We start from the raw sequence: 24,342 nt of genomic DNA on the forward strand, positions 1-24,342 counted from the left end.
GGCGAATCGCGTAGCCGGCCCTCCGTCGAGTAGCGTGGCGCACCATGCGTCTCGTCATCGCCCGCTGCTCCGTGGACTACGCGGGCCGGCTCACCGCCCATCTCCCTTCCGCCCCGCGCCTCATCCTGGTGAAGGCGGACGGTTCGGTCTCCATCCACGCGGACGACCGGGCTTACAAACCCCTCAACTGGATGTCCCCGCCCTGCACCCTCAAGGAGGGCGACGGGGCCGTGTGGACGTGGAGAACAAGGGGGGCGAGAAGCTCATCATCACCCTCGAAGAGGTCATGCACGACTCCTCGCACGAGCTGGGCGTCGACCCGGGCCTGATCAAGGACGGTGTGGAGGCGCACCTCCAGGAACTCCTCGCGGACCGGATCGAAACCCTTGGCGAGGGCTATTCGCTGATTCGGCGTGAATACCCACTGCCATCGGTCCGGTGGATATCTTGTGCCGGGACGCCGATGGGCAGACCGTCGCCGTCGAGATCAAGCGGCGCGGCGAGATCGACGGGGTCGAGCAGCTCACCCGCTATCTCGAACTCCTCAACCGCGACCCGCACCTGGCGCCGGTGAAGGGCGTCTTCGCGGCGCAGGAGATCAAGCCGCAGGCGCGGGTACTGGCCACCGACCGCGGCATCGGCTGCGTGGTGCTGGACTACGACGCCCTGCGCGGCATCGAGGACGACAAGCTCCGGCTGTTCTGACCCGGCTCCGGCGACACCACCTCATACGGCACACGGCGCGACGGCCCGGTCCTCTCGGTACCGGGCCGTCGCGCCGTGTGTCGTATGGGGCTGTTACGCGGTCGGGGCGCTCTGCGTGCCCGTGGACGAGGCCGTGCCGTCCGAGGCCGTGCCGCTGCCGTCCGTGCCCGCCGGGGTGTTGCCCGCGGGCGCGGAGGCGGAGGCGGCGCTGCTCTGGGAGGCTTCTCGGTCGTCGGGTCGGTCGTCGGGGTGGGGTCGGTGGTCGTCGGGGTGGGGTCGGTCGGCGTCGGGCCGGTCGGCTCGCTCGTCGGCCGGTGGGTGGGCCGGGTCGGCCGGCTGGTGGGCGTGGTGGGCCCTCCGGTCGGGTGGTGGGGTCGGCGGTCGGGTCGGCCGAGCCGGTGCCGGGGTCGGTGGGCTCGCCGGTGGTGGCGGCGCGCTGGTCGACGGGGCCGGGCTGCCGGGCGGCCGGTCCGGCCGGGCTGGGTGGCGCGGTGGCCGGTGGGCGGCAGTCCGGTGGTGGGGTCCGTGGCGGGCAGGTCGGGGCTGCTGCCGCCGTCGGTGGACTGCTCGGTGCTGACCTTGTTGTCGGGGGCGTCCTCGCCGCCGGAGGTCATGCCGAGGGTGATGACGGTGCCGAAGACGGCCACCAGCAGGGCGCCGGCGCCGGCCGCGACGAGGTTGCGGCGGGCACCGAGCAGTGCCTTGACGCCCTTGCCGCCGCCGGTGTCCGCGGTGGCCGGGAGGGCCGTCGTGGCCGCCGTCGAGGAGACGCCGCGGGAGATCACGGTCGCCGAGGCCGCCTCGGCGGCGGGCGGCACCCGCAGCTTGGCGGTCGACACCGCGTCGGGCGAGGCCGGTCCGTCACCGCGGGGCCCGGCGGACTGCTTGCCGCCGGGGCCGGCCGGCGGGAGCTGCGGGACGGCCGTGGTGGCCGCGGAGGCGACCCGGGCCCGGTCGGTGACCAGCGCCAGCGCGCGCCGTCCGGCCACCGCGCCGTTGCGGTCGGAGAGCACCCCGCGCAGCCCGATGGACGCCTCCAGTTCGGCGCGGGCCCGGTCGAGGCTGCCGGTGCACAGCGCGAGGACGCCCAGCTCGTGGTGGAAGTACGCCTCCTCGGCGACCTCGCCGGCCAGCCGGGCGGCCTCCTGGCCGTGCCGCAGGGCGCGTTCCCAGGCGCTCCAGTGCAGCGCGGCGGCGAAGGCGGGGGCGCGGTACGGGCCAGCAGCACGGCCGCGCTGGCGTGGCCGCTCTCCCGGCTGCCGGTCAGTACGGCCATCGCGGCCAGCGCGGCGTCGGACTCGGCGGCGGCCCGCTCGGGGGTGACCGAGGGGTGGCCGGCCCACCAGGCGTAGTGCTGCGCGGCGGTGTGCGCCCGGGCGGTGCCGCCCTCGGCATAACCGGCCGTGGTGAGCTGGTCCTGGACGGTGGCGGCGAGCCGGTAGTGGCTGCCGACGGGGGTGATCAGTCCGCAGGCCAGCAGCTCGCCGAGGGCGGCGTCGGCGTGGTGTCCTCGGTGAGGGCCGGCAGGTGGGCCTGGTGCGGCAGTTCGCCGCCGAGCGCGACGGCGAACCGCAGGGTCTCCCGGGCGGCGTCGCTCAGCCCCTCGGCGAGCAGCGGAGCGGGCGCGGCGGCCTCGCCGAGGGAGGGCAGCCGGGTCTCGGTGCCGTCTGTCCCGTCGGCGCCGTCCGCGTCGGAGCCGTCCTGGCCGCTGTCCGTGGTCCCGGGCTGCTCGGCCGGGAAGAGGCCGTAGCCGTCGTCGAGGGCGCCGGCGCGGTTGCGGTGCCGGTCGTGCTGCCGGAGCAGGGCGGCGGCCTGGACGAACCGCAGCGGCAGCCCCTCGGACTCGAACCACAGGTCGGCGGCCCAGGCCGCCTCGTCGTCGTGAGCGGCCGGTCCACGGCGCGCTCCAGTATCCGTACGCAGCCGGCCCGGCCGATGCCGCCGAGGAAGACCTCTTCGAGGTGCGAGCCGGCGCTGGGCGCGGCGACGTCGGGGGTGGTGGCGATCAGGAAGGCGCACTCGGGGGTGGCGTCGAGCAGTTCGTCGAGCGCGGCGCCGCCGAATTCGAGGTCGTCGAGGACGACGATGGCGCCGATCTCGGCGACCAGGCGCAGCAGCTCGGGCCGGTCCGGGCGGTGCTGCGGGGCGTGGTGGACCGCGGCGAACAGGGCGTGCAGCAGGTCGGCTGCGGTGCGGTGGTAGCCGGAGAGCCGGACCACGCCGTCGGGGGCGAGGTCGGCGCAGGCGGTGGCGACGGCGTCCAGCAGACGGGTGCGGCCGGAGCCGGCCGGGCCGGTGAGGCGTACCGAGCGGCCGCGGGAGAGCAGCCGGACCAGGCGCTCGACGTCCTCGGTGCGCTCTTCGAGCGTGGTGCCGTGGCCGGCGGATCCGGGCGGCCCCGGGGGCACCGGGGTGCGGCGGCGCGGGCGGCCGCGGCGCGCTCCTGGGCGCTGAGCCGGACGGGTTCGGCGGGGCGTTCCCCGGGCGGGCAGGGCTCTATCTCGCTGCCGTCGACGGGGTTGACGGTGACGAGGTAGTTGCCCGAGACGAGCCGGACGACGCGGGCCGGGCCGCGGGGGCCGCTCTGCGCGCCGCCGAACGCGGGGCCGGCGGATCGGCAGGAGTGCCCTGCTCGCCGTATTCCTCAGGTCCCCGGTGAGTGTTCGGGTCCATGCTGCAAGCTCCCACGTGTACCGTGCCGAAGTCGCTCCGGCCGTCCGCGCGTCTGCTGCGGCAGGTGGTCCCCCGCCGTCACGTCCGGTCCGGTGTCCGCCGCGGATGATGGCATACGGGCGGGAACCGAACCTTAGACCCGGAGCGCGGGGCCTTGCACCGGCGGGGGCGGGCACTGCCCCAAAACTCCCGGTTCAACCGTTATGGCGCGTTCTGTGCGCGCCCTTTCGGGAGCGCAGGGCTTCCGGAAAAGGCGCGCAGGTCCCCGTCCCTCCTGCGCGCCCCCTCTCGTGCCCGGGCTGTCACACCCGAGGAAGCGATTCGGCTTCGATGCCGCCCTCGATGGCGAGGATGCGGTGGAGCCGGGTGGCGACCAGCAGGCGCTGCATCTGGGGCGGCACCCCGCGCAGTACCAGCCGCCGGTTGACCCGGCCGGCCCTGCGGTGTGCGCCCATGATCACACCGAGGCCGGTGGCGTCCCAGGAATCCAGCGCGGTGAGGTCCAGCACCAGGTCACCCCGACCGGAGTCGACGGCCGTGTGCAGCGCCGTCCGGGCGTCCGCCGCGCTGCGGACGTCGAGGCGGCCCTCGACGACCAGCTCGGCGTGGTCGCCCCTGATGTGCATATGCGCTCCCCTGTGTCATGGGTTCATGCATGGACGTCTACAGATCTGACTGCCTCTCATGCGGCGAAGTTGCCGCCTGTAAGCGAACCGATACCGAATTCACCCCATGGGGTGACCCCATCAGGCCCAATGACCTGACACGGCATCAGTGCTCGTAGAAGCCCTGCCCACTCTTGCGTCCGATATCGCCCGCGTCGACCATGCGTCGCATGATCTCCGGCGGCGCGAACTTCTCGTCCTGGGACTCGGTGTAGATGTTGTCGGTGGCGTGCAGCAGGATGTCGATGCCGGTCAGGTCCGCGGTGGCCAGCGGGCCCATCGCGTGGCCGAAGCCCAGCTTGCAGGCGGTGTCGATGTCCTCGGCGCTGGCCACGCCGGACTCGTAGAGCTTGGCGGCCTCGACGACCAGCGCCGAGATCAGCCGGGTGGTGACGAAGCCGGCCACATCGCGGTTGACGACGACGCAGGTCTTGCCGACGGACTCGGCGAACTCCCGGGCCGTGGCGAGGGTTTCGTCGCTGGTCTTGTAGCCGCGGACCAGCTCGCAGAGCTGCATCATCGGCACCGGCGAGAAGAAGTGCGTCCCGACGACCCGCTCGGGGCGGGAGGTGGCCGCGGCGATCTTGGTGATCGGGATGGCGGAGGTGTTGGAGGCCAGCACCGCCTCGTCCTTGACCAGCTTGTCCAGCGTCTGGAAGATCTCGCGCTTGACGTCGATCCGCTCGAAGACCGCCTCGACGACGATGTCCGCGTCGGCGACGGCTTCCAGGTCGGTCGTGGTGGTGATGCGGGCCAGCGCCTGCTCGGCGTCGGCCGCGGCCAGCTTCCCCTTGGCGACGAACTTCTCGTACGAGGCCTCGATGCCGCCCTTGCGCGGGCCAGGGCCTCATCCGTCACATCGCGGAGCACCACGTCCCAGCCCGCCTGGGCGGAGACCTGCGCGATACCGGACCCCATCAGTCCGGCGCCGATGACGGCGAGCTTCTTTGCCACTGCTGTCCCCTCACACCCTGTGCATTTGAAAGTCTGTCGGTCTTCGGCTGACGTTAGCGGTCGTTGGCGATCCTTTGGTGGGTAAGAGATGCGAGTCACTCCCACCCGCCACCCGGCCGCCCCCTCAACAAGGCCCTACGGACCGCGGCGTTCGATGCGCATGACGGACATCACACGAGGGGGACGCCCCGGAGAGGCCGGCGGGCCGGGCACCGCGGGGCCACCGCGCTCAGCCGGCGCCCCGCACCCCGTAGTTGAGGACCCGCTCGCTCAGCAGCTCCTCCATCTCGTCCAGCAGGACCAGCGCCTCGCGCGAGACCACCGCCGGCTCGCGGCCGGCGATCATCTCCTGGGCGATGGTCGTCATCAACGTCTGGTGCACCCAGTTGATCTGGCCGGCCATCAGGGCGGGCATCGGGTCGCCGTCCGCCGCACCGGTCTCCTCCCGGAGGGTGGCCTCCAGGTCCTCGGACTGCTCGCGCTGCATGTACCACAGGCGGGCCTGGAGGGACGGCGAGCTGTGGACGACCTTCATGAAGCGCTCATAGCCCTCGATGAGGCCCACCTTGGGCGAAACGCCCTCCACCTCTTCGCGCAGCTCCCGCAGGACCGCGAGGGCGGCGGACTCCCCTGCGCGCCGGGCCCGTACGAACCGCGACAGCCGGTCGACGACGCCCTTGCTGCGGTCGAAGAAGAGGTCCTCCTTCGCCGGGAAGTAGTTGTACACGGTGTTGACGGAGACGTCGGCGGCCTCGGCGATCTCCGCGATGGTCACCGCGTCGAAGCCGCGCTCCAGGAAGAGACCGGTCGCCACGTCCGAGATGTACTGGCGGGTCTGCCGCTTCTTCCGCTCCCTGAGTCCCTCTGCCATGCCCCCAGGCTACCCCTGCCTGGGCTCACTGAAATTTTGGGGACGTTGCAATTTTTCAGTCTCTCTGTTTTTCTTGCGGCATGCCCGTACTCAGCGCGTCCGGACTCGCCCGGACCTTCTCCACCAAGCGCGGCCCCGTCGAGGCCGTCCGCGGCATCGACCTCACCGTCGAGCGCGGCGAGATCCTCGGCTTCCTCGCCCCAACGGCGCCGGCAAGACCACCACCCTGCGGATGCTCACCACCCTCCTCGCACCCACCGGCGGCACCGCGACCGTCGCCGGCTGCGATCTGGCCCGCGACCCGGCCGGGGTGCGCCGCGCCTGCGGATACGTCGCCCAGTCCGGCGGCGTCGACCCGAACGTCTCGGTCCGCGAGGAACTCGTCACCCAGGCCCGCCTCTACCGCCTGGGCAAGGCCGAAGCCCGGGACCGCGCCGAGGAGTTGGCCGCCGAGCTGGGCCTGACCGAGCTCCTGGACCGGAGGACCGCGGCCCTCTCCGGCGGCCAGCGGCGCCGGCTGGACGTCGCCATGGGCCTGACCCACCGCCCCGAGGTCCTCTTCCTCGACGAGCCGACCACCGGCCTCGATCCGGGCAGCCGCGCCGACCTCTGGGACCTGGTCCGCCGGATCCGATCCGAGCACGGCACGACCGTCTTCCTGACCACCCACTACCTCGACGAGGCCGATGCGCTCGCCGACCGGCTGGTGATCGTCGACAAGGGAGTGGTGGTCGCCGACGGCACGCCGGACGCCCTCAAGCGCGCCCACGGCGGCTCCCCCGACGCGTCCCTCCAGGACACCTTCCTCGCCATCACCGGCCGCGGTCCCGCAACCCGGGACACCACTCCCCTCGCCGTCTAGGAGCCGACCCCCATGTCCCCTCTGCTGTCCGACACCGCACTGGTCTTCGGCCGCTACGCCCGGCAGACCCTGCGTTCGAAGCTCCAGATGCTCTTCGGCGTGCTGATGCCGCTGCTGTACCTGCTCTTCTTCGGGCCGCTGCTGACCGGGCTGCCGCTGTCCTCGGCCGGCAGCTCCTGGCAGGTGCTGGTGCCCGGCCTGCTGCTCCAACTCGGCCTGTTCGGCGCCTCGTTCTGCGGCTTCGGCATCATCGTCGAGAAGCAGTACGGCGTCGTCGAGCGGATGCGGGTGACGGCGGTGAGCCGGTCGGCGCTGCTGCTGGGGCGGGTGCTGCGGGACGCCGTACTGTTCGTGTTCCAGGCGGTGCTGCTGGTGCTGGCGGCGCTGGTGCTGGGACTGCGGGCGCCGCTGCCCGGCATCCTCATCGGCTTCGTGTTCGTCGCCGTCCTGACCGTGTCCCTGGCCTCGCTGTCGTACGCGCTGGCGCTGAAGGTGAACACGCCACAGGAATTCGGGCCGGTGATCAACTCCGTCACCATGCCCTCGATGCTGCTGTCCGGGCTGATGCTGCCGATGACGCTGGCGCCGGCGTGGCTGGACGTCCTGTCGCACGTCATGCCGTTCCGCTACCTCGTGGACGCGGTACGGGCGGCGTTCGTCGGCGACTACGCGTCCTCGGCGGTCCTGTACGGCGTGCTGGTCGCGTTCGCCCTCACCGCGCTCTCCGTGGTGCTCGGCACCCGCGCCTTCCGGAAGGCCGCGGCGTAGTCTCGCCCGTATGGTGAATCTGACGCGCATCTACACCCGCACCGGCGACAAGGGCACCACGGCCCTGGGCGACATGAGCCGCACCGCCAAGACCGATTCGCGGATCGCGGCGTATGCCGACGCCAATGAGGCGAATGCGGTGATCGGTACCGCCATCGCCCTGGGCCGGCTCGACGCCGAGGTCGTCAAGGTCCTCACCCGCGTGCAGAACGACCTGTTCGACGTGGGTGCGGACCTGTCGACGCCGGTGGCCGAGAACCCCGAATTCCCCCCGCTGCGCGTCGAGCAGAGCTACATCGACAAGCTGGAGGCCGACTGCGACCGCTTCCTGGCCGAACTCGACAAGCTGCGCAGCTTCATCCTCCCGGGTGGCACCCCCGGCGCGGCCCTGCTGCACCAGGCCTGCACGGTCGTCCGCCGCGCCGAACGCTCGACCTGGGCCGCCTTCGAGGAACACGGCGACACCATGAACCCCCTCACCGCCACCTACCTCAACCGCCTCTCCGACCTCCTCTTCATCCTGGCTCGCACGGCCAACAAGGAGATCGGCGACGTCCTGTGGGTACCGGGCGGCGAACGCTGACGAGCGGCGACGAACCCTGGCACGGAAGGCGAACGCTGACGAGCGGGCGGCGAACGCTCGATCGCGCGGCGGCGGGCCGGCGGAGCCGGGACCGGGCGGCGGCGCCCGTCAGCGCAGGGTCTTCTGCTGCGGAGCGGGTGCCGCTTCCGTGGGGGCGGCGGGGGTGTCCTTCGGGGCCTTCTTCGGCCAGATGAGGTAGGTCAGGGCGATCACGCCGTGGATCATCAGGATGCGCAGCGAGGAGCCCTGCCAGCCGCGCAGCGACGCGGTGTCGCCGTCCGTGCCGACGTACCAGATCGCCACCTGCAGCAGCCCGATCGCGACGGCCACCCACACCACCGTGCGCAGCCACAGCATCCCCTCGTGCTTCGCGCGGTCCATGCCGTAACGCTTCGGGGGCCGCGGGCCGCCCGCGAAGCGGTGGGCGAAGTGCCCGTCGACCCACTTGATCGTGTAGTGCCCGTAGGCGACCGTGTAGCCGATGTAGAGCGCGGCCAGTCCGTGCTTCCAGTCGGCGGAGGCACCGTTCTTCAGGTCGATCGCGGTGACGATCAGCAGCACCAGCTCCAGCAGCGGCTCCATCAGGAGCACCGCCGCCCCGGTGCGCGGCATCCGGGCCAGGTAGCGCAGGGCCAGGCCCCCCGCCAGCAGCACCCAGAAGCCGACTTCACAGGCGATGATCAGCGCGACGACCACGGCCGCCTCCTCTCAGGATCTTCCACCGAATACCTCAAGCCTCCCAGCGGCCGCCGCCCGAAACGTCGTCACCTGCGACGATCCCGGACTGCATCTTTCGATGTAGCGCGCGGAACGCGGGGATGACCGCGACGTGGAGGCAGCGGGCGCCGCCGCCGTGTTTGATGGAGGGGTGACCGCCAGCTCCCCCGCCGCCCTCGGCCGGCCGCACCGACTCGATGTGCTCATCGCGGGCGGTGGGCTGCTCGGCGGACTGCTGCTGTGGGCGATGGACCTGCACGGCGGACCACCGCAGCTGGGACTGCCGCCCGCGTTCACCCTCGTCGCGCTCACCACGATGTCCGGAGCGGAACTGCTGCGCCGGACCGCCCCGTTGGCGGCCCTGGGCATCGCGGTGCCCGCCCTGGCGCTGGACATCTGCGCCGGCACGCTCGTCGCCACCGTCCTGATGTTCACCGACGTCGTCTACGCGGCGGTGCTCTACGGCCGGGCCGCCGCGGCCCGCCGGATCCCGCTGTACTCGGTGCTGGTGACGGTCGTGGCGGCCGTCGCACTGACCGCGGCGTGGCAGAACCCGCAGGTCGTGATGGTCGTCATCGGCATCGCGCTGATCACCATCGCGCCCGCCTGGACCGGCCTGATCATCCGCAACCACCGCGACGACGCCGAGTCCGCCCGGCTGCGGGCCGAGCAGACCGCGCTGCTGGCCGAGATGGACCGCACCCAGGCGGTCGCGGGCGAACGCGCGCGGATGGCCCGGGAACTCCACGACATGGTCGCCAACCACCTGTCCGCGATCGCGATCCACGCCACCGCCGCCCAGTCCATCGACGACCCGTCGGCGACCCGCGAGGCGCTCGGCGTCATCCGGGAGAACAGCGTGCAGGGGCTGTCCGAAATGCGGCGGCTGATCGGCCTGTTGCGCGACCCGAAGGCCACCGCCGAGTACGCCGAGGAGCCGGCCGCGACCCCCACCCTCGACGGGCTGGACGCGCTGATCGCCCAGGCCCGCACGAACGGCGCGAGCAGCGGGCTGACCTTCGCCCTGGACGACGCCCGCCACCCGGACGGCACCGGGCCCGGCCCGCGCACCGCCGCCCCGGTCGAGCTGGCGGTCTACCGCATCGTCCAGGAGTCGCTGACCAACGCGCTCAAACACGCCGCGCCCGGCGAGGTCCGGGTGCGGATCGCCCACGACCGCGGCGGGGCGCTCACCGTCACCGTCCGCAGCCCGTTCGCCGACCGGCCCGGACCCCGCGCCCCGGGGTCGGGCACCGGACTGGTCGGGATGCGCGAGCGGACCGCCCTGCTCGGCGGGGCATTCGAGGCCGGCCCGGAGAGCGGGCCGGCCGGCAGAGTCTGGCTGGTGCGGGCAGCGCTGCCCGCGGCCGAGGAGGAAGAGCAACGATGACAGGCGCCGACGCGCAGCCGATCCGGGTTCTCGTCGCCGAGGACCAGTCCGCCGTACGGGCCGGGCTGGTCCTCATCCTGCGCTCCGCCCCCGACATCGAGGTCGTCGGGGAGGCGGAGGACGGGGAGGAGGCGGTGCGGCAGGCCCGGGAACTGCGGCCCGACCTCGTTCTGATGGACATTCAGATGCCGCGGCTGGACGGGGTCTCCGCCACCCGCCAAGTGGTCGCCGAGAAGCTGGCGGACGTCCTGGTGCTGACCACCTTCGACCTGGACGAATACGTCTTCGGCGCGCTGCGGGCGGGTGCCGCCGGCTTCCTGCTGAAGGACAGCGACGCGGGTGCGCTGCTGACCGCGGTGCGCACGGTGGCGTCCGGCGAGGGCCTGATCGCCCCCGCGGTCACCCGCCGGCTGATCGCGGAATTCGCCAGCCCGCGGACGGCGGCGCGGGCGGCACGGGACGCGGACGCCCCCGATCCGGCGGTCCTGGACGCACTGACGCCGCGCGAACGGGAGGTACTGGGCTGCCTGGGCCGCGGCCTCTCCAACGCCGACATCGCCTTACGGCTGGCGATGGCCGAGGCCACCGTCAAAACCCACGTCAGCCGCCTGCTGGCCAAACTCGACCTCCGCAGCCGGGTCCAAGCGGCAGTCCTGGCTCAGGAGTTGGGAGTCGACGGGCCTTAGGAACGGGGCCGTAGGAGCGGGCCGTAGGAGCACCCTGGGGAATACCCTCCCCCACCCTCGCGTTGTGGCCCCGCAGGGGGCCCGCGCGACCCTTACGGGATCCGTGCGCCCCCGCCCTAGGGGACCCGGGGCCCGGCCCCCGCACCCCTCGAAACCCGCATCAGCCCTCAGGCCACATGGCCCCTCCCCCAGACTCCGTCCGGGGGCACCCCCACCCAACGAGACCCTCTACTCAGGCCACATTGACTCTCCCCCAGACTCCGTCCGGGGGCACCCCCACTCAACGAGACGCCCTACTCAGGCCACATTGACTCGTTGGCCCGGCGGGGCCGCCTCCAGCCATGCCAGGAAACCCGTGAGCGCGTCCTCGCTCATCGCCAGTTCCAGGCGGGTGCCGCGGTGCCGGCAGGCCAGCACGATGGAGTCGGAGAGCAGGGCGAGCTCCTCCTCACCCTGCGGGGTGCGACGCTCCAGCACCTCGATGGCGGAGCGCTCCAGCAGGCGGCGGGGCCGGGGCGCGTACGAGAAGACCCGGAACCACTCGATCCGGTCGCCGTTGTAGCGCGCCACGCCGTAGATCCAGCCCTTGCCGCTGGGCTCGTTCTCCGGCACGTTCCAGCGCAGACTGCAGTCGAAGGTGCCGCCGGACCGCTGGATGAGCCGCCGCCTCAGTCCGAAGACGAACAGCCCCAGCAGCACCAGCACCACGACCGCGCCGCTCACAAGCAGAGCGAGGACCATCTCGACCGACCTCCTCGCCTCGTTGGGTGTCCCCGGACGGAACCCGGGGGAGGGAAACGCACCTGCATTGCCTCAGCCGCGGGCCGCTCCGGAGAATTCCGGGCAGCCCGCGGCTGAGGATCGATCTCGTCGGTGACGGGGCTCAGTGAACGCCCGTCACCGCACGCAGCCGGACATCGGCGCGACGCTCGGCGGCCGCGTCAGCGTCCGACTTCGCTCGCTCCAGGGCCCGCTCCGCGCGCTGGACATCGATCTCGTCCGACAGCTCGGCCACCTCTGCGAGCAGGGACAGCTTGTTGTCGGCGAACGAGATGAAGCCGCCGTGCACGGCGGCGACGACGGTGCCGTCCCCGCTCTCGCCGGTCGTACGAATCGTCACCGGGCCCGACTGCAGCACGCCGAGCAGCGGCTGGTGTCCGGGCATGACGCCGATGTCGCCCGACGAGGTGCGCGCGACGACCAGGCTGGCCTCGCCGGACCAGACCTGACGGTCCGCGGCGACCAACTCGACGTGCAGCTCAGCCACGATGGCTCCTCGGGTCTCCACCTGCCTGGCGTGGCAGATGTTGGGTCAAATACTAGTGGTCGTACGGGCCGGGGGCGGCCAGGGCCGCCCCCGGGACCGGTGCCGGGGTCAGGAGACGCCCAGCTCCTTGGCGTTCTTCTCCAGGTCCTCGATGCCACCGCACATGAAGAAGGCCTGCTCGGGGAAGTGGTCGTACTCGCCGTCCGCGATCGCGTTGAAGGCGTGGATCGACTCGTCCAGCGAGACGTCCGAGCCGTCGACACCGGTGAACTGCTTCGCCACGTGGGTGTTCTGCGACAGGAACCGCTCGATACGACGGGCGCGGTAGACGGTGAGCTTGTCCTCTTCACCGAGCTCGTCGATACCCAGGATGGAGATGATGTCCTGGAGGTCCTTGTACTTCTGCAGGATCGTCTTGACGCGCGAGGCGCAGTCGTAGTGCTCCTGCGTGATGTACCGCGGGTCCAGGATCCGGGACGTCGAGTCCAGCGGGTCGACCGCCGGGTAGATGCCCTTCTCCGAGATCGGCCGGGAGAGAACCGTCGTCGCGTCGAGGTGCGCGAAGGTCGTCGCCGGCGCCGGGTCGGTCAGGTCGTCCGCGGGGACGTAGATCGCCTGCATCGAGGTGATCGAGTGACCACGGGTCGAGGTGATGCGCTCCTGGAGGAGACCCATCTCGTCGGCCAGGTTCGGCTGGTAACCCACTGCGGAGGGCATCCGGCCGAGCAGGGTCGAGACCTCGGAACCGGCCTGGGTGAAGCGGAAGATGTTGTCGATGAAGAACAGCACGTCCTGCTTCTGCACATCGCGGAAGTACTCCGCCATGGTCAGACCGGCCAGCGCGACGCGGAGACGGGTGCCCGGCGGCTCGTCCATCTGACCGAAGACCAGCGCGGTCTTGTCGATGACGCCGGAGTCCTGCATCTCCTCGATGAGGTCGTTGCCCTCACGGGTGCGCTCGCCGACACCGGCGAACACCGACACACCGTCGTGGTTGTTGGCCACGCGGTAGATCATTTCCTGGATCAGAACGGTCTTGCCGACACCGGCACCACCGAACAGACCGATCTTGCCGCCCTTGACGTACGGGGTCAGCAGGTCGATGACCTTGACGCCGGTCTCGAACATCTCGGTCTTCGACTCGAGCTGGTCGAAGGACGGCGCCTTGCGGTGGATCGCCCAGCGCTCGGTGACCTCGGACTCGGCCTCCGGCTTGTTCAGGATCTCACCGAGGGTGTTGAACACCTTGCCCTTGGTGATGTCGCCGACCGGGACGGTGATGCCGTTGCCCGTGTCGGTCACCGGGGCCTGGCGGACCAGACCGTCGGTGGGCTGCATGGAGATCGCACGGACCAGGCCCTCGCCCAGGTGCTGGGCGACCTCGAGGGTCAGGGTCTTCTTGACACCGGCCTCGGCCGGGTCCGCGACCTCGACGGTCAGTGCGTTGTAGATGTCCGGCATCGCGTCGACGGGGAACTCCACGTCGACGACCGGGCCGATGACACGGGCGACGCGGCCCGTCGCCGCGGCCGTCTCAACAGTGGTGGTCATAGTTGTCAGTCACTCCCCGCGGTCGCGTCGGCCAGTGCGGCACTGCCACCGACGATCTCGCTGATTTCCTGGGTGATTTCGGCCTGGCGGGCCGCGTTGGCAAGCCGCGAGAGCGACTTGATGAGCTCTTCTGCGTTGTCGGTCGCCGACTTCATCGCACGCCGGGTGGCGGCGTGCTTGGAGGCGGCGGCCTGCAGCAGGGCGTTGTAGATCCGCGACTCGACATACCGCGGCAGCAGGGCGTCGAGGACGTCCTCGGCCGACGGCTCGAACTCGAACAGCGGAAGGATCTCGCCCTTGGACGACTCCGCCGACTCTGCGGCCGCCTTGTCCAGGGACAGCGGCAGCAGCCGGTCGTCGAGCGCCGTCTGCGTCATCATCGAGACGAACTCCGTGAAGACGATGTGGAGTTCGTCCACGCCGCCCTCGGCGGTGTCCTTCTGCACGGCCTCGATCAGCGGTGCGGCGATCGCCTTGGCGTCCGCGTACGTCGGGTTGTCGGTGAAACCGGTCCACGACTCCACGACCTTGCGCTCGCGGAAGCTGTAGTACGACACACCCTTGCGCCCGACGATGTAGGCGTCGACCTCCTTGCCCTCGGCCTTGAGCCGCTCGGTGAGCTGCTCCGCGGCCTTGATGACGTTGGAGGAGTAACCGCCGGCCAGACCGCGGTCGCTCGTGATGAGCAGCAGTGCGGCCCGGGCCGGGCTCTCCGCCTCGGTCGTCAGCGCGTGCTGGGTGTTCGAACCGGTGGCAACCGCTGTCACCGCGCGGGTCAGTTCACTCGCGTACGGCGTCGACGCCGCCACCTGGCGCTGCGCCTTGACGACGCGCGAGGCGGCGATCATCTCCATCGCCTTGGTGATCTTCTTGGTCGCGGTGACGGAGCGGATGCGACGCTTGTAGACCCGGAGCATGGCTCCCATGGATCAGGTCCCTTCCGTCGTCACTTGCTCGAACCGGCCGTGGTGTCCTCGCCGAGCAGCTTGCCGTCCGAGGTCTCGAACTGCCGCTTGAAGCCGTCGACGGCCTCGGAGATCGCCCCGATGGTGTCGTCGGACATCTTGGCGCCCTCGCGGATGCTGGTCAGGAGGTCCTTCTTCTCCAGGCGGAGGTGGTCGAGGAGCTCGCGCTCGAAGCGGCGGATGTCCTCGACCGGGACGTCGTCCATCTTGCCGTTGGTGCCGGCCCAGATGGAGACGACCTGGTCCTCGACCGGGTACGGGTTGTACTGGCTCTGCCGGAGCAGCTCGGTCATGCGCTTACCGCGCTCCAGCTGCGCCTTGGAGGCCGCGTCCAGGTCGGAACCGAAGGCGGCGAACGCCTCCAGCTCGCGGTACTGGGCGAGGTCCACGCGGAGCCGGCCGGAGACCTGGCGCATGGCCTTGTGCTGGGCGGAACCACCGACGCGGGAGACGGAGATACCGACGTTCAGCGCCGGACGCTGGTTGGCGTTGAACAGGTCCGACTCCAGGAAGCACTGGCCGTCGGTGATGGAGATGACGTTGGTCGGGATGAACGCCGACACGTCGTTCGCCTTGGTCTCGACGATCGGGAGACCGGTCATCGAGCCGGCGCCCATGTCGTCGGAGAGCTTGGCGCAGCGCTCCAGCAGACGCGAGTGCAGGTAGAAGACGTCGCCCGGGTAGGCCTCGCGGCCCGGCGGACGGCGCAGGAGCAGGGACACGGCGCGGTAGGCGTCGGCCTGCTTCGAAAGGTCGTCGAAGATGATCAGGACGTGCTTGCCCTGGTACATCCAGTGCTGGCCGATGGCCGAGCCGGTGTAGGGCGCGAGGTACTTGAAGCCCGCCGGGTCGGACGCCGGGGCGGCGACGATGGTGGTGTACTCCAGGGCGCCGGCCTCCTCCAGCGCGCCGCGCACGGACGCGATGGTGGAGCCCTTCTGGCCGATGGCGACGTAGATGCAGCGGACCTGCTTCTTGGGGTCGCCCGAGCGCCAGTTGTCGCGCTGGTTGATGATCGTGTCGACGGCCAGGGCGGTCTTGCCGGTCTGGCGGTCACCGATGATCAGCTGACGCTGGCCGCGGCCGATCGGCACCATCGAGTCGACGGCCTTGTAGCCGGTCTCCATCGGCTCGTGCACCGACTTACGGACCATGACGCCCGGGGCCTGCAGCTCCAGGGCGCGGCGGCCGTCGGTCTCGATCTCGCCGAGGCCGTCGATCGGGTTGCCCAGCGGGTCGACGACGCGGCCGAGGTAGCCCTCGCCCACGGCGACCGAGAGCACCTCGCCGGTGCGCTGCACCGACTGGCCCTGCTCGATGCCGCTGAACTCACCGAGGATGACCGCACCGATCTCGCGCTCTTCAAGGTTCAGCGCAAGACCGAGCGTGCCGTCCTCGAACTTCAGCAGCTCGTTCGCCATCGTCGAGGGCAGCCCCTCGACGTGTGCGATGCCGTCACCGGCATCGCTAACCGTGCCGACCTCCTCGCGCGAGGCCGCGTCCGGCTTGTACGCCTGGACGAAGTTCTCCAGCGCGTCCCGGATCTCCTCCGGCCGGATCGTGAGCTCCGCCATCTGGGTTCCCTGCTCTCCTTGTTGGGCCCGAAGTTACTTGCGGGGTCTGGGGTTGTCCCCAGGGGCTTTCCGCTTACGGCCCAACTCGGGCCGCCGTCATGCTGGTGCTGGTCCCCGGGGCTTCTTCCGGACCGCAGCCGGACCTCTCGGTCCGGCCGGCTGGTCCGGCGTCTGGCCGCCGGTTGTGCAGCTCTTGAGTTGGTGGCTGGGTCAGCCGGCCATCCGCCGGGTCGCCTCGTCGAGGCGCTCCGCGATGGTCCCGTTGATGACCTCGTCGCCGATCCGTACCTGGACGCCGCCGAGGACCTCGGGGTCCACGTCGAGGTTCAGGTGGATCTGCCGGCCGTACAGCGCGGTCAGGGAGGCGTTCAGCCGCTCCCGCTGTCCTTCGCTGAGGGGCACCGCGGAGGTGACCACCGCGACCATCCGGTCCCGGCGGTGCGCCGCCAGCTTGGAGAGGGCGTCGAGCCCCGCTTCCAGGCTACGGCCCCGCGGCTGTACGACAAGACGGATCACGACGCGCTCGGTGACCGGGTTGGCCCGGCCGCCCAGCAGCGAACGCAGCAGCTCCGTCTTGGCCGACGCCGCCGCGTTCCGGTCGGTCAGGGCACGGCGCAGCTCGGGGTTGGCGCCGACGATCCGGCCGAACCGGAACAGCTCGTCCTCGACGTCGTCGAGGGCACCGGCCCGCTGGGCGGCGACGAGGTCGGCGCTGAAGGCCAGCTCCTCGAGCGCGTCCGCCAGGTCACGCGAGCGCGACCAGCGCGCGCGGACCATGCCGGTCACCAGGTCGGTGGCCGGGCCGCCGATCCGGCTGCCGAGCAGTCGTCCGGCCAGTTCGGCCCGGGCCTCGCCGGCCTGCGCCGGGTCGGTCAGGACCCGACGCAGCGACACCTCGCGGTCGAGCAGAGCGGTGACGGCAGCCAGCTCCTCGGCGAGCTTCGCGGCGTCGACGGAAGGGTTGTCCGTCAGCGCGTCGAGCTGCTCGCGTGCGGAGGCGAGTGCCTCGCGGCTCGCTCCGTTCATCGGCCGGCCTCAGCCTTCGTCGCGTCCGACGCCGCCTTGGCCTCGATCTCGTCGAGGAAGCGGTCGATGGTCCGGCTCTGCCGGGCGTGGTCCTCGAGGGACTCGCCGACGAGCTTGCCGGCCAGGTCGGTGGCGAGCTTGCCCACGTCCTGACGCAGCGACTGCGCGGCCTGCTTGCGGTCCGCCTCGATCTGGGCGTGACCGGCAGCGATGATCTCCTCACGCTGCCGCTGGCCCTCGGCGCGCATCTCCGCGATGAGGGTCGCGCCCTGCTCCTGCGCCTCCTGGCGCAGACGCGCGGCCTCGTGGCGGGCGTCGGCCAGCTGTGCCCGGTAGTCCGCGAGCACCTGCTGGGCCTCGGCCTGAAGCGCTTCGGCTTCCTCCATCCGGCCTTCGATCTGCTTCCGGCGCTCGTCCAGAACCTTGTTGATGTTCGGGAGGAGCTTCTTGGCGAGGATGCCGAAGACGATGAAGAAAGCGATCAGGCCGATGACCAGCTCTGGAATCGGCGGGATCAGGGGGTTCTCGGGAACCTCCGCCGCCATGGTGACCAGGGCGTTCACATCAGTGCCTTCCGTCAGAATGGATGTCGAGGGTTTCGTTTACTTGTAAACGAAGCCCATGACGATGCCGATGAGGGCGAGCGCCTCACAGAAGGCGAAACCCATGATCTGGTTGGTGCGGATCAGGCCGGCGGCCTCGGGCTGGCGGGCCAGGGCCTGGGTGCCGTTACCGAAGATGATGCCGACGCCGACGCCGGGGCCGATGGCGGCCAGGCCGTAACCGACCGAGGCGATGTTGCCGACCAGGGCGGACTTGGCGGTGTCACCGGCGGCGGCGAGGTTGACCAGTTCGAGAGCAGCGGACATGCCGTTACTTCCTTCTCATTTCACGTACCGGTGGGGGTTGGCCACCGGACAGCTGTTGGGCTGGGAGGCAGGGGGCTCAGTGGTGCTCGGCGAGCGCGCCCTGAACGTAGTTGCAGGCCAGGAGTACGAAGACGTACGCCTGGACAGCCTGGATGAACAGCTCGAACGCCGTCATCACGATGGTCATGACGAACGAGGCGCCGGCGTAGACGAAGCCGATGCCGTTCAGCAGGTACCAGCTGGCGATGGTGAACATCAGGATCAGCAGGTGACCCGCGAACATGTTGGCGAAGAGCCGGACCGCGTGGGTGAAGGGCGGATGATCAGGTTCGAGAAGAACTCGATGACCATCAGCAGCGGCAGGACCCAGCCGAGGGACTTGTCGTAGCCGGTGATGTTCTTCCAGGCGCCGATGAAGCCGTGCTTCTTGAAGGTCAGGTAGACCCAGAGGACGTAGACCATCAGGGCCAGGCCCGCGGGGAACGCGATGATCGAGGTCACCGGGAACGAGGCGATCGGAATGATCGACCACAGGTTCATGATCCACACGAAGAAGAACAGCGAGACCATGAAGGGGACGTATTTCTCGCCCTCCTTCTTCCCCAGCGCGTCATAGACGAGCCCGCGACGCACAAAGTCGTAGCCCGCCTCGCCGATCATCTGCAGCTTTCCGGGAACAACCTTGGCCCGGCCGAATGCGGCCCAGAAGAACCACACGACGACGCCCGTGCTGAGCAGCGCCAGCAGCATCGGCTTGTTGAACTCGAAGCCACCGACGGTGAAGAGCGGCTTGAAGACGAAGTTATGAAGCCCGGGAGCGTCGAAGCCGCACCCGGAAAAGATGTGGCAGTCGGTCTCGAAGGCGAGCATCGTTTCAGCACTCACCGCGAGCTCCTTCAGCGTGGCGCATGGGTACGGCAACCTCGTTGTGTCGGCGCGGCGTTGAGCCACGGAGCGGCACTGGACTGGTCTTACGGATTAGGGGGCGGCTGGCCGGCGCTGGGCCGGGCCGTATCGCAGGCATCGGCCGCGAGAACTTCCCGTTCCGTCCCGTAGGACTCGGGAGCTCAGCCGCCTGCGCCAACTGTGCCGCAGTTGGCACCGGACGATAGCAGGCCCGCATGAGGGCATTTATCTCGGCCCTACGTGTCACTTCGGCGACCCCGCCGTCTCCGCCTTCTTCCCCTGGGCGGAGTCGGGATCCACGTACAGAATCTTTGCCTTCATGTGACCGCGGGTCTGCGCCGCGATCCACACAAGGGTGGTGCCGAGCAGGGTGAACGCAAACGCCTTTGTGTCAAAGAGCGTTGTGTCCTTGAAGGCGATCAGGAAGACGAGCACGAACAGGATCTGCGTCGTGTAAAGCAGCAGGCCCATCATCTGGAACAGCTGCGGCATGTTCTTCGCAGTCTTCTGCAGGACCACCAGGCCGGCACCCATGACGAGCATCACGAGTACGGTGCCGACGACAGCGCCGATCGCTCCTGTCGCACCCGCGACCCCAGCGCTCACGGCAACGGCGACGACGCCGGCGGCAAGCGTGGGCACAACGGCGTGAAGGAGTAGTCGGGCGTCATTCGACTGCATGGCGGCGCTCCGGCATGGGGTGGGGGTGTGTTCGTCAGGGACGAGCGTAGACCCGGCCTGAGGCGGAACCTGAGGCCAAAGGACCGTCGCACTACGGTCCTTCGGCTCTGTCGCCGGGTTTCGTGAACGGTATCACAAACTATTTGATGAGGTCTTTACCTGGTTCGTGTGGACCCTGTCACACTTGAGCGTGAACCCGCGCGTTGGTGCACTGACAGCCGGTTTTTTGTCTGGTATGGAGTCAACCGTCCCGGTTTTCGGTGCCCGTTCGAGCGATCCCGGCCCGGGTTCAGCGGTGACTGCCCGCCTTGCGCCGGTCCACGAAGCGTGACCGGTCGCCGATCGCGGTGGCCCCGTTGATCCCCGCCGGAACCGGCTCCGGCTCCTCCGCCGGCACCCCGTCGACCGTCGTCCCGTCCGCGTCGTCGGCCGCCGGCGCCAGCACCGTACGGACCACCCTGCGGTAACGCGGCGGCACCATCCGCTCCGCCCAGCGCGGCGCCCGCGGCGTGAAGCGCGGCAGCAGGAGCAGCACCAGACCCACCGCGCTGAGCAGCACGATGCCCAGCACAATCCACATGCTGGCGTTGTTCGCCGAGTAGGCCACCGCGCCGAACGCGATCAGCGCCGACCAGAAGTACATGATCAGCACCGCGCGGCTGTGCGAGTGGCCGATCTCCAGCAGCCTGTGGTGCAGGTGCCCGCGGTCCGCGGCGAACGGCGACTGTCCCTTCCAGGTGCGCCGCACGATGGCCAGGATCAGGTCGGCGACCGGCACCGCGATGACGGTCAGCGGCAGCAGCAGCGGAATGTAGACCGGCACCATCGCGTGGGTGGCCTCGCGCAGACCGCCCGCCTTCTGGTTGAGCAGGTCCGGGTCGACCTGGCCGGTCACCGACACCGCGCCGGCCGCCATCACCAGGCCGATCAGCATCGATCCGGAGTCGCCCATGAAGATCCGCGCCGGGTGCATGTTGTGCGGCAGGAAGCCCAGGCACATGCCCATCAGGACGACCGAGAACAGCGTCGCGGGCGCGGCGGCCTCGATGCCGTAGCCGAACCACATCCGGTACGCGTACATGAAGAACGCCGCGGCGGCGATGCACACCATGCCGGAGGCCAGCCCGTCCAGGCCGTCGACGAAGTTCACCGCGTTGATGGTGATCACGACCAGGGCGACGGTCAGCAGCGTGCCCTGCATCGGCGTGAGCGAGACCGTGCCGACGCCCGGGATCGGGATCCACAGGATCGTCAGGCCCTGCAGCACCATGACGCCCGCGGCGATCATCTGGCCGCCCAGCTTGACCAGCGCGTCCACGCCCCACTTGTCGTCGAGCACGCCGAGGATCCAGATCAGCGCGGCGCCGGACAGCAGCGCCCGCGGCTCGTCGGAGTTCTCGAAGACGCTCTTGAGGTTGGTCAGGTGCGAGGCCACCAGCAGACCGGCGCACAGCCCGCCGAACATGGCGATGCCGCCGAGCCGCGGTGTCGGCTCGCGGTGCACGTCACGCGCGCGGATCTCCGGCATCGCGCCGGCCGCGATCGCGAATTTCCGCACCGGCCCGGTCAGCAGATAGGTGATCGCGGCCGTGACGCACAGCGTCAGCAGGTATTCACGCACGGGCTGCCCCAGAGGTATAGCTGGCCATCACAGCCCCACACCCTATGCGGGTCCGCCCCCTGGCCGTGAATACAGGAGAAGACGCCGGGTGTCAGCGCGCGGTTCCGGCCGTCACCCGTGGGTGGGATAGGGCGGAAATCGGTGGACCAGGGCGACGATCTCCCGGCGGGCCGTGCCGTCCTCCCGCAGCGCCGCCGCGATCAGCCCCGCGACCTGCGTCATCTCCGCCTCGGCCATCCCCTGGGTGGTGACCGCGGCGGTGCCCAGCCGCAGCCCCGTACGGCGGGTCGCGGCGCCCTGTGCGCACGGCAGCGCGCAGGTGTCCAGCACGATCCCGGCGGCCGCCAGCCGGCCCCGGGCGGTCCGGGCGTCCAGCCCCAGCGGCGTGGGGTCGGCGGTGATCAGATGGGTGTCGGTGCCCCCGGTGGTGATCGTCAGGCCCTGGTCGGCGAGCGCCGCGGCGAGCGCCCGGGCATTGGCGACGACCTGACGGACGTACGCGCCGAACGCCGGGGTGGCGGCCTCCGCGAAGGCGACGGCCTTGGCGGCGACCGCGTTCATCTGCGCACCCCCCTGGGTGAAGGGGAACACCGCACGGTCGATCCGCTCGGCCAGTTTGGCGCCGCACAGCAGCATCCCGCCGCGCGGCCCGCGCAGCACCTTGTGGGTGGTGCCGCACACCACGTGCGCGTACGGCACGGGGCTCGGCGCCACTCCCCCGGCGATCAGCCCCATCGGGTGCGCGACGTCCGCGATCAGGTAGGCGCCGGTCTCGTCGGCGATGTCGCGGAAGGCGGCGTAGTCGAGGTGCCGGGGGTAGGAGATCGAGCCGCAGACGATCGCCTTGGGACGGCGGTCCCGGGCCAGCTCGCGGATCGCGTCGTAGTCCAGCAGTCCGGTCTCCTCGTCGACGCCGTAGCCGGCGAAGTCGAACCAGCGGCCGGAGAAGTTGGCGGGCGATCCGTGGGTGAGGTGTCCGCCGTGCGGCAGGGACATGGCGAGGACGGTGTCTCCGGGGCGCAGCAGGGCGGCGTAGGCGGCCAGAACGGCCGAAGACCCGGAGTGGGCCTGGACGTTGGCGTGTTCGGCGCCGAAAAGGGCCTTGGCGCGCTCCACGGCGATCCGCTCGGCGAGATCGACGATCTCGCAGCCGCCGTGGTGCCGCGCGCCCGGGTACCCCTCGGCGTACTTGTTGCCCAGCGGGGAGCCGAGGGCCGCCAGGACCGCCGGTGAGGTGAAGTTCTCCGCGGCGATGAGCTGCAGTCCGTCGCTCTGCCGGGCGCTCTCGCCGAGCAGGACGCCGGCGATCTCCGGGTCCTGCCGCAGCAGCGCGCCGAAGTCCGGGGCACCGGCGGGGTGTGTGACCCCCTCGCGGGCGGCGGCCCGGGCCCGGTCCTGGAGCGTCTCGTCGGCGGTGGCGGCAGCGGCCTCGCCGCCGGTCTCAGCGGCCGGCGCGTGCTCGGCCGGGGTCTCGCTGCGGGGTGACGCGGTGGTGGCGGGCATGGCGTGCTCCGGGCCTCGTCGGGACGTAGTCCCAATGTAGGCGCGGCGGCAGGATCGGGCGCGGTGTGCGGGCCGCCCGGGGGCGCGGCCGGCCCGGGGGCCCGCCACGGCCCGCCGGAGCGGCACCGGGTCAGGCGCGCGCGGGGAGCCCGGTGAGGGCGGTGACGACCGGGTCGAGGGCCTGGTTGATCTCGTCGCCGATGGAGCGGAAGAACGTGATGGGGGCGCCGTAGGGGTCGTAGACCTCGTCGGACTCCGGGTTGGGCGCGAGCAGCCAGCCGCGCAGCGCGGCGGCCGCGCCGACCAGCGCCCGGGCCCGCTCGACCAGCCCGCCGTCCGGCAGGTCCGGGTCGGGTTCGGGCAGCGTGGCGGGGTCTATGGCCCGCACCAGCCGGTTGAACTCCTTGAGGGTGAAGGTGCGCAGCCCTGCGGAGTGGCCCATCGAGATGACCTGCGCGCGGTGGTCGCGGGTCGCGGTCAGGACCAGGTCGGCGCGGATGACGTGCTCGTCGAGGAGTTCCCGGCCGATGAAGCCGGCCGGGTCCGCGCCGTAGTCGGTCAGCACCGTGGCGGCGTGCGCCTCCATCGGGGCGCCCTCATGGCCCCAGGTGCCGGCGCTCTCCACGATCAGCCCGCCGCAGTGGGCGCCGCCGAGCCGCCGCTCCAGGGCATGGCGGTGCAGCCGCTCGGTGATGGGCGAGCGGCAGACGTTGCCGGTGCTGACGTGGAGGATCCGGAAAAGGGGCGGAGGAGGTACCGGGGGGTCGGTGTCGTCGCCTGGTCCCGCTATGCCACGCCCCAGGGGCGCCATCAATTGGCCACCTTGAGCTCGGGTACCACCTTGCGCAGCTCGTCGGCGCCGAGCGCGCCCTCGCGCAGCAGCACCGGGATCTTGCCGGTGACGTCGACGATCGAGGACGGCACGGCGGCGGGCGTCGGGCCGCCGTCGAGGTAGACCGACACCGCGTCGCCCAGCATCTCCTGTGCGGCGTCGCAGTCCTGCGGGGAGGGGTGGCCGGTGAGGTTGGCGCTGGAGACGGCCATCGGGCCGACGTCGGTCAGCAGCTCGATCGCGACCGGGTGCAGCGGCATACGGACCGCGACCGTGCCGCCGGTCTCGCCGAGGTCCCAGGTCAGCGACGGCTGGTGCCGGGCGACGAGGGTGAGCGCGCCGGGCCAGAAGGCGTCGACGAGCTCCCAGGCCAGCTCGGAGAAGTCGGTGACCAGGCCGTGCAGCGTGTTGGGCGAGCCGACGAGGACCGGGGAGGGCATTCCGCGGCCGCGGCCCTTGGCCTCCAGCAGGTCGCCCACGGCCTCCGCGCTGAAGGCGTCCGCGCCGATGCCGTAGACGGTGTCGGTCGGCAGCACGACCAGCTCACCGCGGCGGACGGCCGAGGCGGCCTCACGCAGACCGGTCGCGCGGTCGGTCGCGTCGCTGCAGTCGTATCGCCGTGCCATTAGCGGTCCTCCTGGTGCCGAACGGTTGGGGGGTTCATCAAGGCGGT

Annotated in this window: 24 protein-coding genes and 4 pseudogenes; 7 read left to right on the forward strand and 21 right to left on the reverse strand. The window is 70.8% G+C overall.

Going from position 1 to position 24,342, the window contains the following annotated elements:
• The first annotated feature begins 44 nt into the window (after window positions 1-44).
• Window positions 45-705: pseudogene (gene nucS / locus OJ254_RS02710) on the forward strand (endonuclease NucS).
• On the opposite strand, the gene OJ254_RS31855 reads toward nucS, so the two are convergent.
• The gene (locus tag OJ254_RS31855; RefSeq protein ID WP_341483548.1) at window positions 657-2,048 is read right to left on the reverse strand and encodes a hypothetical protein; all 1,392 of its coding nucleotides are present in this window, start codon (window positions 2,046-2,048) and stop codon (window positions 657-659) included. The pseudogene nucS and the gene OJ254_RS31855 sit on opposite strands and share 49 nt — an antisense overlap.
• A gap of 118 nt (window positions 2,049-2,166) precedes the next feature.
• Window positions 2,167-2,724 carry a hypothetical protein gene (locus OJ254_RS31860; protein ID WP_341483549.1) on the reverse strand — a complete coding sequence of 186 codons (558 nt, stop codon included), beginning with the start codon at window positions 2,722-2,724 and terminating at the stop codon, window positions 2,167-2,169.
• On the opposite strand from OJ254_RS31860, the gene OJ254_RS31865 reads away from it, so the two are divergent.
• Window positions 2,667-3,242 carry a hypothetical protein gene (locus OJ254_RS31865; RefSeq protein WP_341483550.1) on the forward strand — a complete coding sequence of 192 codons (576 nt, stop codon included), beginning with the start codon at window positions 2,667-2,669 and terminating at the stop codon, window positions 3,240-3,242. The genes OJ254_RS31860 and OJ254_RS31865 overlap by 58 nt on opposite strands.
• Before the next feature lie 438 nt (window positions 3,243-3,680).
• Here OJ254_RS31865 and OJ254_RS02720 read toward each other — a convergent pair whose 3' ends face one another.
• From OJ254_RS02720 to OJ254_RS02730, 4 genes and pseudogenes are all read right to left on the reverse strand, one after another.
• Complete coding sequence (locus OJ254_RS02720; protein ID WP_030414124.1) at window positions 3,681-4,004, reverse strand: STAS domain-containing protein; 324 nt, start codon at window positions 4,002-4,004, stop codon at window positions 3,681-3,683.
• A 145-nt stretch (window positions 4,005-4,149) separates the two neighbouring features.
• Complete coding sequence (locus OJ254_RS31365; RefSeq protein ID WP_423835994.1) at window positions 4,150-4,449, reverse strand: 3-hydroxyacyl-CoA dehydrogenase family protein; 300 nt, start codon at window positions 4,447-4,449, stop codon at window positions 4,150-4,152.
• Between the two features lie 60 nt (window positions 4,450-4,509).
• A pseudogene (locus tag OJ254_RS31370) lies at window positions 4,510-4,961 on the reverse strand (3-hydroxyacyl-CoA dehydrogenase family protein); the annotation flags it as partial.
• Between the two features lie 265 nt (window positions 4,962-5,226).
• A complete protein-coding gene (locus OJ254_RS02730; RefSeq protein ID WP_265361085.1) occupies window positions 5,227-5,868 on the reverse strand; it encodes a TetR/AcrR family transcriptional regulator in 642 nt (213 codons plus the stop codon).
• 80 nt (window positions 5,869-5,948) lie between these two features.
• Here OJ254_RS02730 and OJ254_RS02735 point away from each other — a divergent pair.
• From OJ254_RS02735 to OJ254_RS02745, 3 genes and pseudogenes are all read left to right on the forward strand, one after another.
• Window positions 5,949-6,730: pseudogene (locus tag OJ254_RS02735) on the forward strand (ABC transporter ATP-binding protein).
• Window positions 6,731-6,742: 12 nt separating this feature from the next.
• Window positions 6,743-7,498 (forward strand): ABC transporter permease, encoded by a 756-nt coding sequence (locus tag OJ254_RS02740; RefSeq protein ID WP_265361086.1) that lies wholly within the window; start codon window positions 6,743-6,745, stop codon window positions 7,496-7,498.
• A 10-nt stretch (window positions 7,499-7,508) separates the two neighbouring features.
• Window positions 7,509-8,081, forward strand: a complete 573-nt coding sequence (locus OJ254_RS02745) for a cob(I)yrinic acid a,c-diamide adenosyltransferase (RefSeq protein WP_261955678.1) — start codon at window positions 7,509-7,511, stop codon at window positions 8,079-8,081.
• A gap of 108 nt (window positions 8,082-8,189) precedes the next feature.
• Here the strand turns inward: OJ254_RS02745 and OJ254_RS02750 are convergent, their stop codons facing one another.
• Complete coding sequence (locus OJ254_RS02750) at window positions 8,190-8,777, reverse strand: hypothetical protein (protein ID WP_265361087.1); 588 nt, start codon at window positions 8,775-8,777, stop codon at window positions 8,190-8,192.
• Between the two features lie 172 nt (window positions 8,778-8,949).
• On the opposite strand from OJ254_RS02750, the gene OJ254_RS02755 reads away from it, so the two are divergent.
• Together OJ254_RS02755 and OJ254_RS02760 are read left to right on the forward strand one after the other, a co-directional pair.
• Entirely contained in the window at window positions 8,950-10,188 is a 1,239-nt protein-coding gene (locus OJ254_RS02755) for a sensor histidine kinase (protein ID WP_265361088.1), read from the forward strand.
• Window positions 10,185-10,874 (forward strand): response regulator, encoded by a 690-nt coding sequence (locus OJ254_RS02760; RefSeq protein WP_261955681.1) that lies wholly within the window; start codon window positions 10,185-10,187, stop codon window positions 10,872-10,874. Before OJ254_RS02755 ends, OJ254_RS02760 begins: the two co-directional genes overlap by 4 nt.
• Window positions 10,875-11,171: 297 nt before the next feature.
• Here the strand turns inward: OJ254_RS02760 and OJ254_RS02765 are convergent, their stop codons facing one another.
• From OJ254_RS02765 to OJ254_RS02830, 14 genes and pseudogenes are all read right to left on the reverse strand, one after another.
• A complete protein-coding gene (locus tag OJ254_RS02765; protein WP_030414133.1) occupies window positions 11,172-11,615 on the reverse strand; it encodes a DUF2550 domain-containing protein in 444 nt (147 codons plus the stop codon).
• A gap of 142 nt (window positions 11,616-11,757) precedes the next feature.
• Window positions 11,758-12,141 carry a F0F1 ATP synthase subunit epsilon gene (locus OJ254_RS02770; protein ID WP_030981912.1) on the reverse strand — a complete coding sequence of 128 codons (384 nt, stop codon included), beginning with the start codon at window positions 12,139-12,141 and terminating at the stop codon, window positions 11,758-11,760.
• A gap of 108 nt (window positions 12,142-12,249) precedes the next feature.
• Window positions 12,250-13,692, reverse strand: a complete 1,443-nt coding sequence (gene atpD, locus OJ254_RS02775; protein WP_265361090.1) for a F0F1 ATP synthase subunit beta — start codon at window positions 13,690-13,692, stop codon at window positions 12,250-12,252.
• A gap of 5 nt (window positions 13,693-13,697) precedes the next feature.
• Window positions 13,698-14,618, reverse strand: a complete 921-nt coding sequence (locus tag OJ254_RS02780) for a F0F1 ATP synthase subunit gamma (protein ID WP_265361091.1) — start codon at window positions 14,616-14,618, stop codon at window positions 13,698-13,700.
• Between the two features lie 20 nt (window positions 14,619-14,638).
• Window positions 14,639-16,231, reverse strand: coding sequence for a F0F1 ATP synthase subunit alpha (gene atpA, locus OJ254_RS02785; RefSeq protein ID WP_265361093.1), 1,593 nt, complete (start codon window positions 16,229-16,231; stop codon window positions 14,639-14,641).
• Between the two features lie 210 nt (window positions 16,232-16,441).
• The gene (locus OJ254_RS02790; protein WP_265361095.1) at window positions 16,442-17,257 is read right to left on the reverse strand and encodes a F0F1 ATP synthase subunit delta; all 816 of its coding nucleotides are present in this window, start codon (window positions 17,255-17,257) and stop codon (window positions 16,442-16,444) included.
• Entirely contained in the window at window positions 17,254-17,820 is a 567-nt protein-coding gene (locus tag OJ254_RS02795) for a F0F1 ATP synthase subunit B (protein ID WP_265361096.1), read from the reverse strand. The genes OJ254_RS02790 and OJ254_RS02795 overlap by 4 nt, the downstream gene beginning before the upstream one ends.
• A 39-nt stretch (window positions 17,821-17,859) precedes the next feature.
• Entirely contained in the window at window positions 17,860-18,126 is a 267-nt protein-coding gene (gene atpE, locus OJ254_RS02800; protein ID WP_030811000.1) for an ATP synthase F0 subunit C, read from the reverse strand.
• Window positions 18,127-18,202: 76 nt separating this feature from the next.
• Window positions 18,203-18,996 (reverse strand): annotated as a pseudogene (atpB, locus tag OJ254_RS02805) (F0F1 ATP synthase subunit A).
• Between the two features lie 279 nt (window positions 18,997-19,275).
• Window positions 19,276-19,713: a Cg1360 family ATP-synthase-associated protein gene (locus OJ254_RS02810; RefSeq protein ID WP_265361098.1), complete on the reverse strand. Its 438-nt coding sequence runs from the start codon at window positions 19,711-19,713 to the stop codon at window positions 19,276-19,278.
• Window positions 19,714-20,002: 289 nt separating this feature from the next.
• Window positions 20,003-21,334 (reverse strand): MraY family glycosyltransferase, encoded by a 1,332-nt coding sequence (locus tag OJ254_RS02815; RefSeq protein ID WP_265361099.1) that lies wholly within the window; start codon window positions 21,332-21,334, stop codon window positions 20,003-20,005.
• Between the two features lie 111 nt (window positions 21,335-21,445).
• Window positions 21,446-22,837, reverse strand: coding sequence for a serine hydroxymethyltransferase (locus tag OJ254_RS02820; protein WP_265361100.1), 1,392 nt, complete (start codon window positions 22,835-22,837; stop codon window positions 21,446-21,448).
• A gap of 130 nt (window positions 22,838-22,967) precedes the next feature.
• Window positions 22,968-23,651 (reverse strand): arsenate reductase/protein-tyrosine-phosphatase family protein, encoded by a 684-nt coding sequence (locus OJ254_RS02825; RefSeq protein WP_423835811.1) that lies wholly within the window; start codon window positions 23,649-23,651, stop codon window positions 22,968-22,970.
• Entirely contained in the window at window positions 23,648-24,295 is a 648-nt protein-coding gene (locus OJ254_RS02830; RefSeq protein WP_265361102.1) for an L-threonylcarbamoyladenylate synthase, read from the reverse strand. Before OJ254_RS02830 ends, OJ254_RS02825 begins: the two co-directional genes overlap by 4 nt.
• Window positions 24,296-24,342: the final 47 nt, after the last annotated feature.

This window comes from Streptomyces endophytica (assembly GCF_026153355.1).
GTDB lineage: Bacteria > Actinomycetota > Actinomycetes > Streptomycetales > Streptomycetaceae > Streptomyces > Streptomyces endophytica.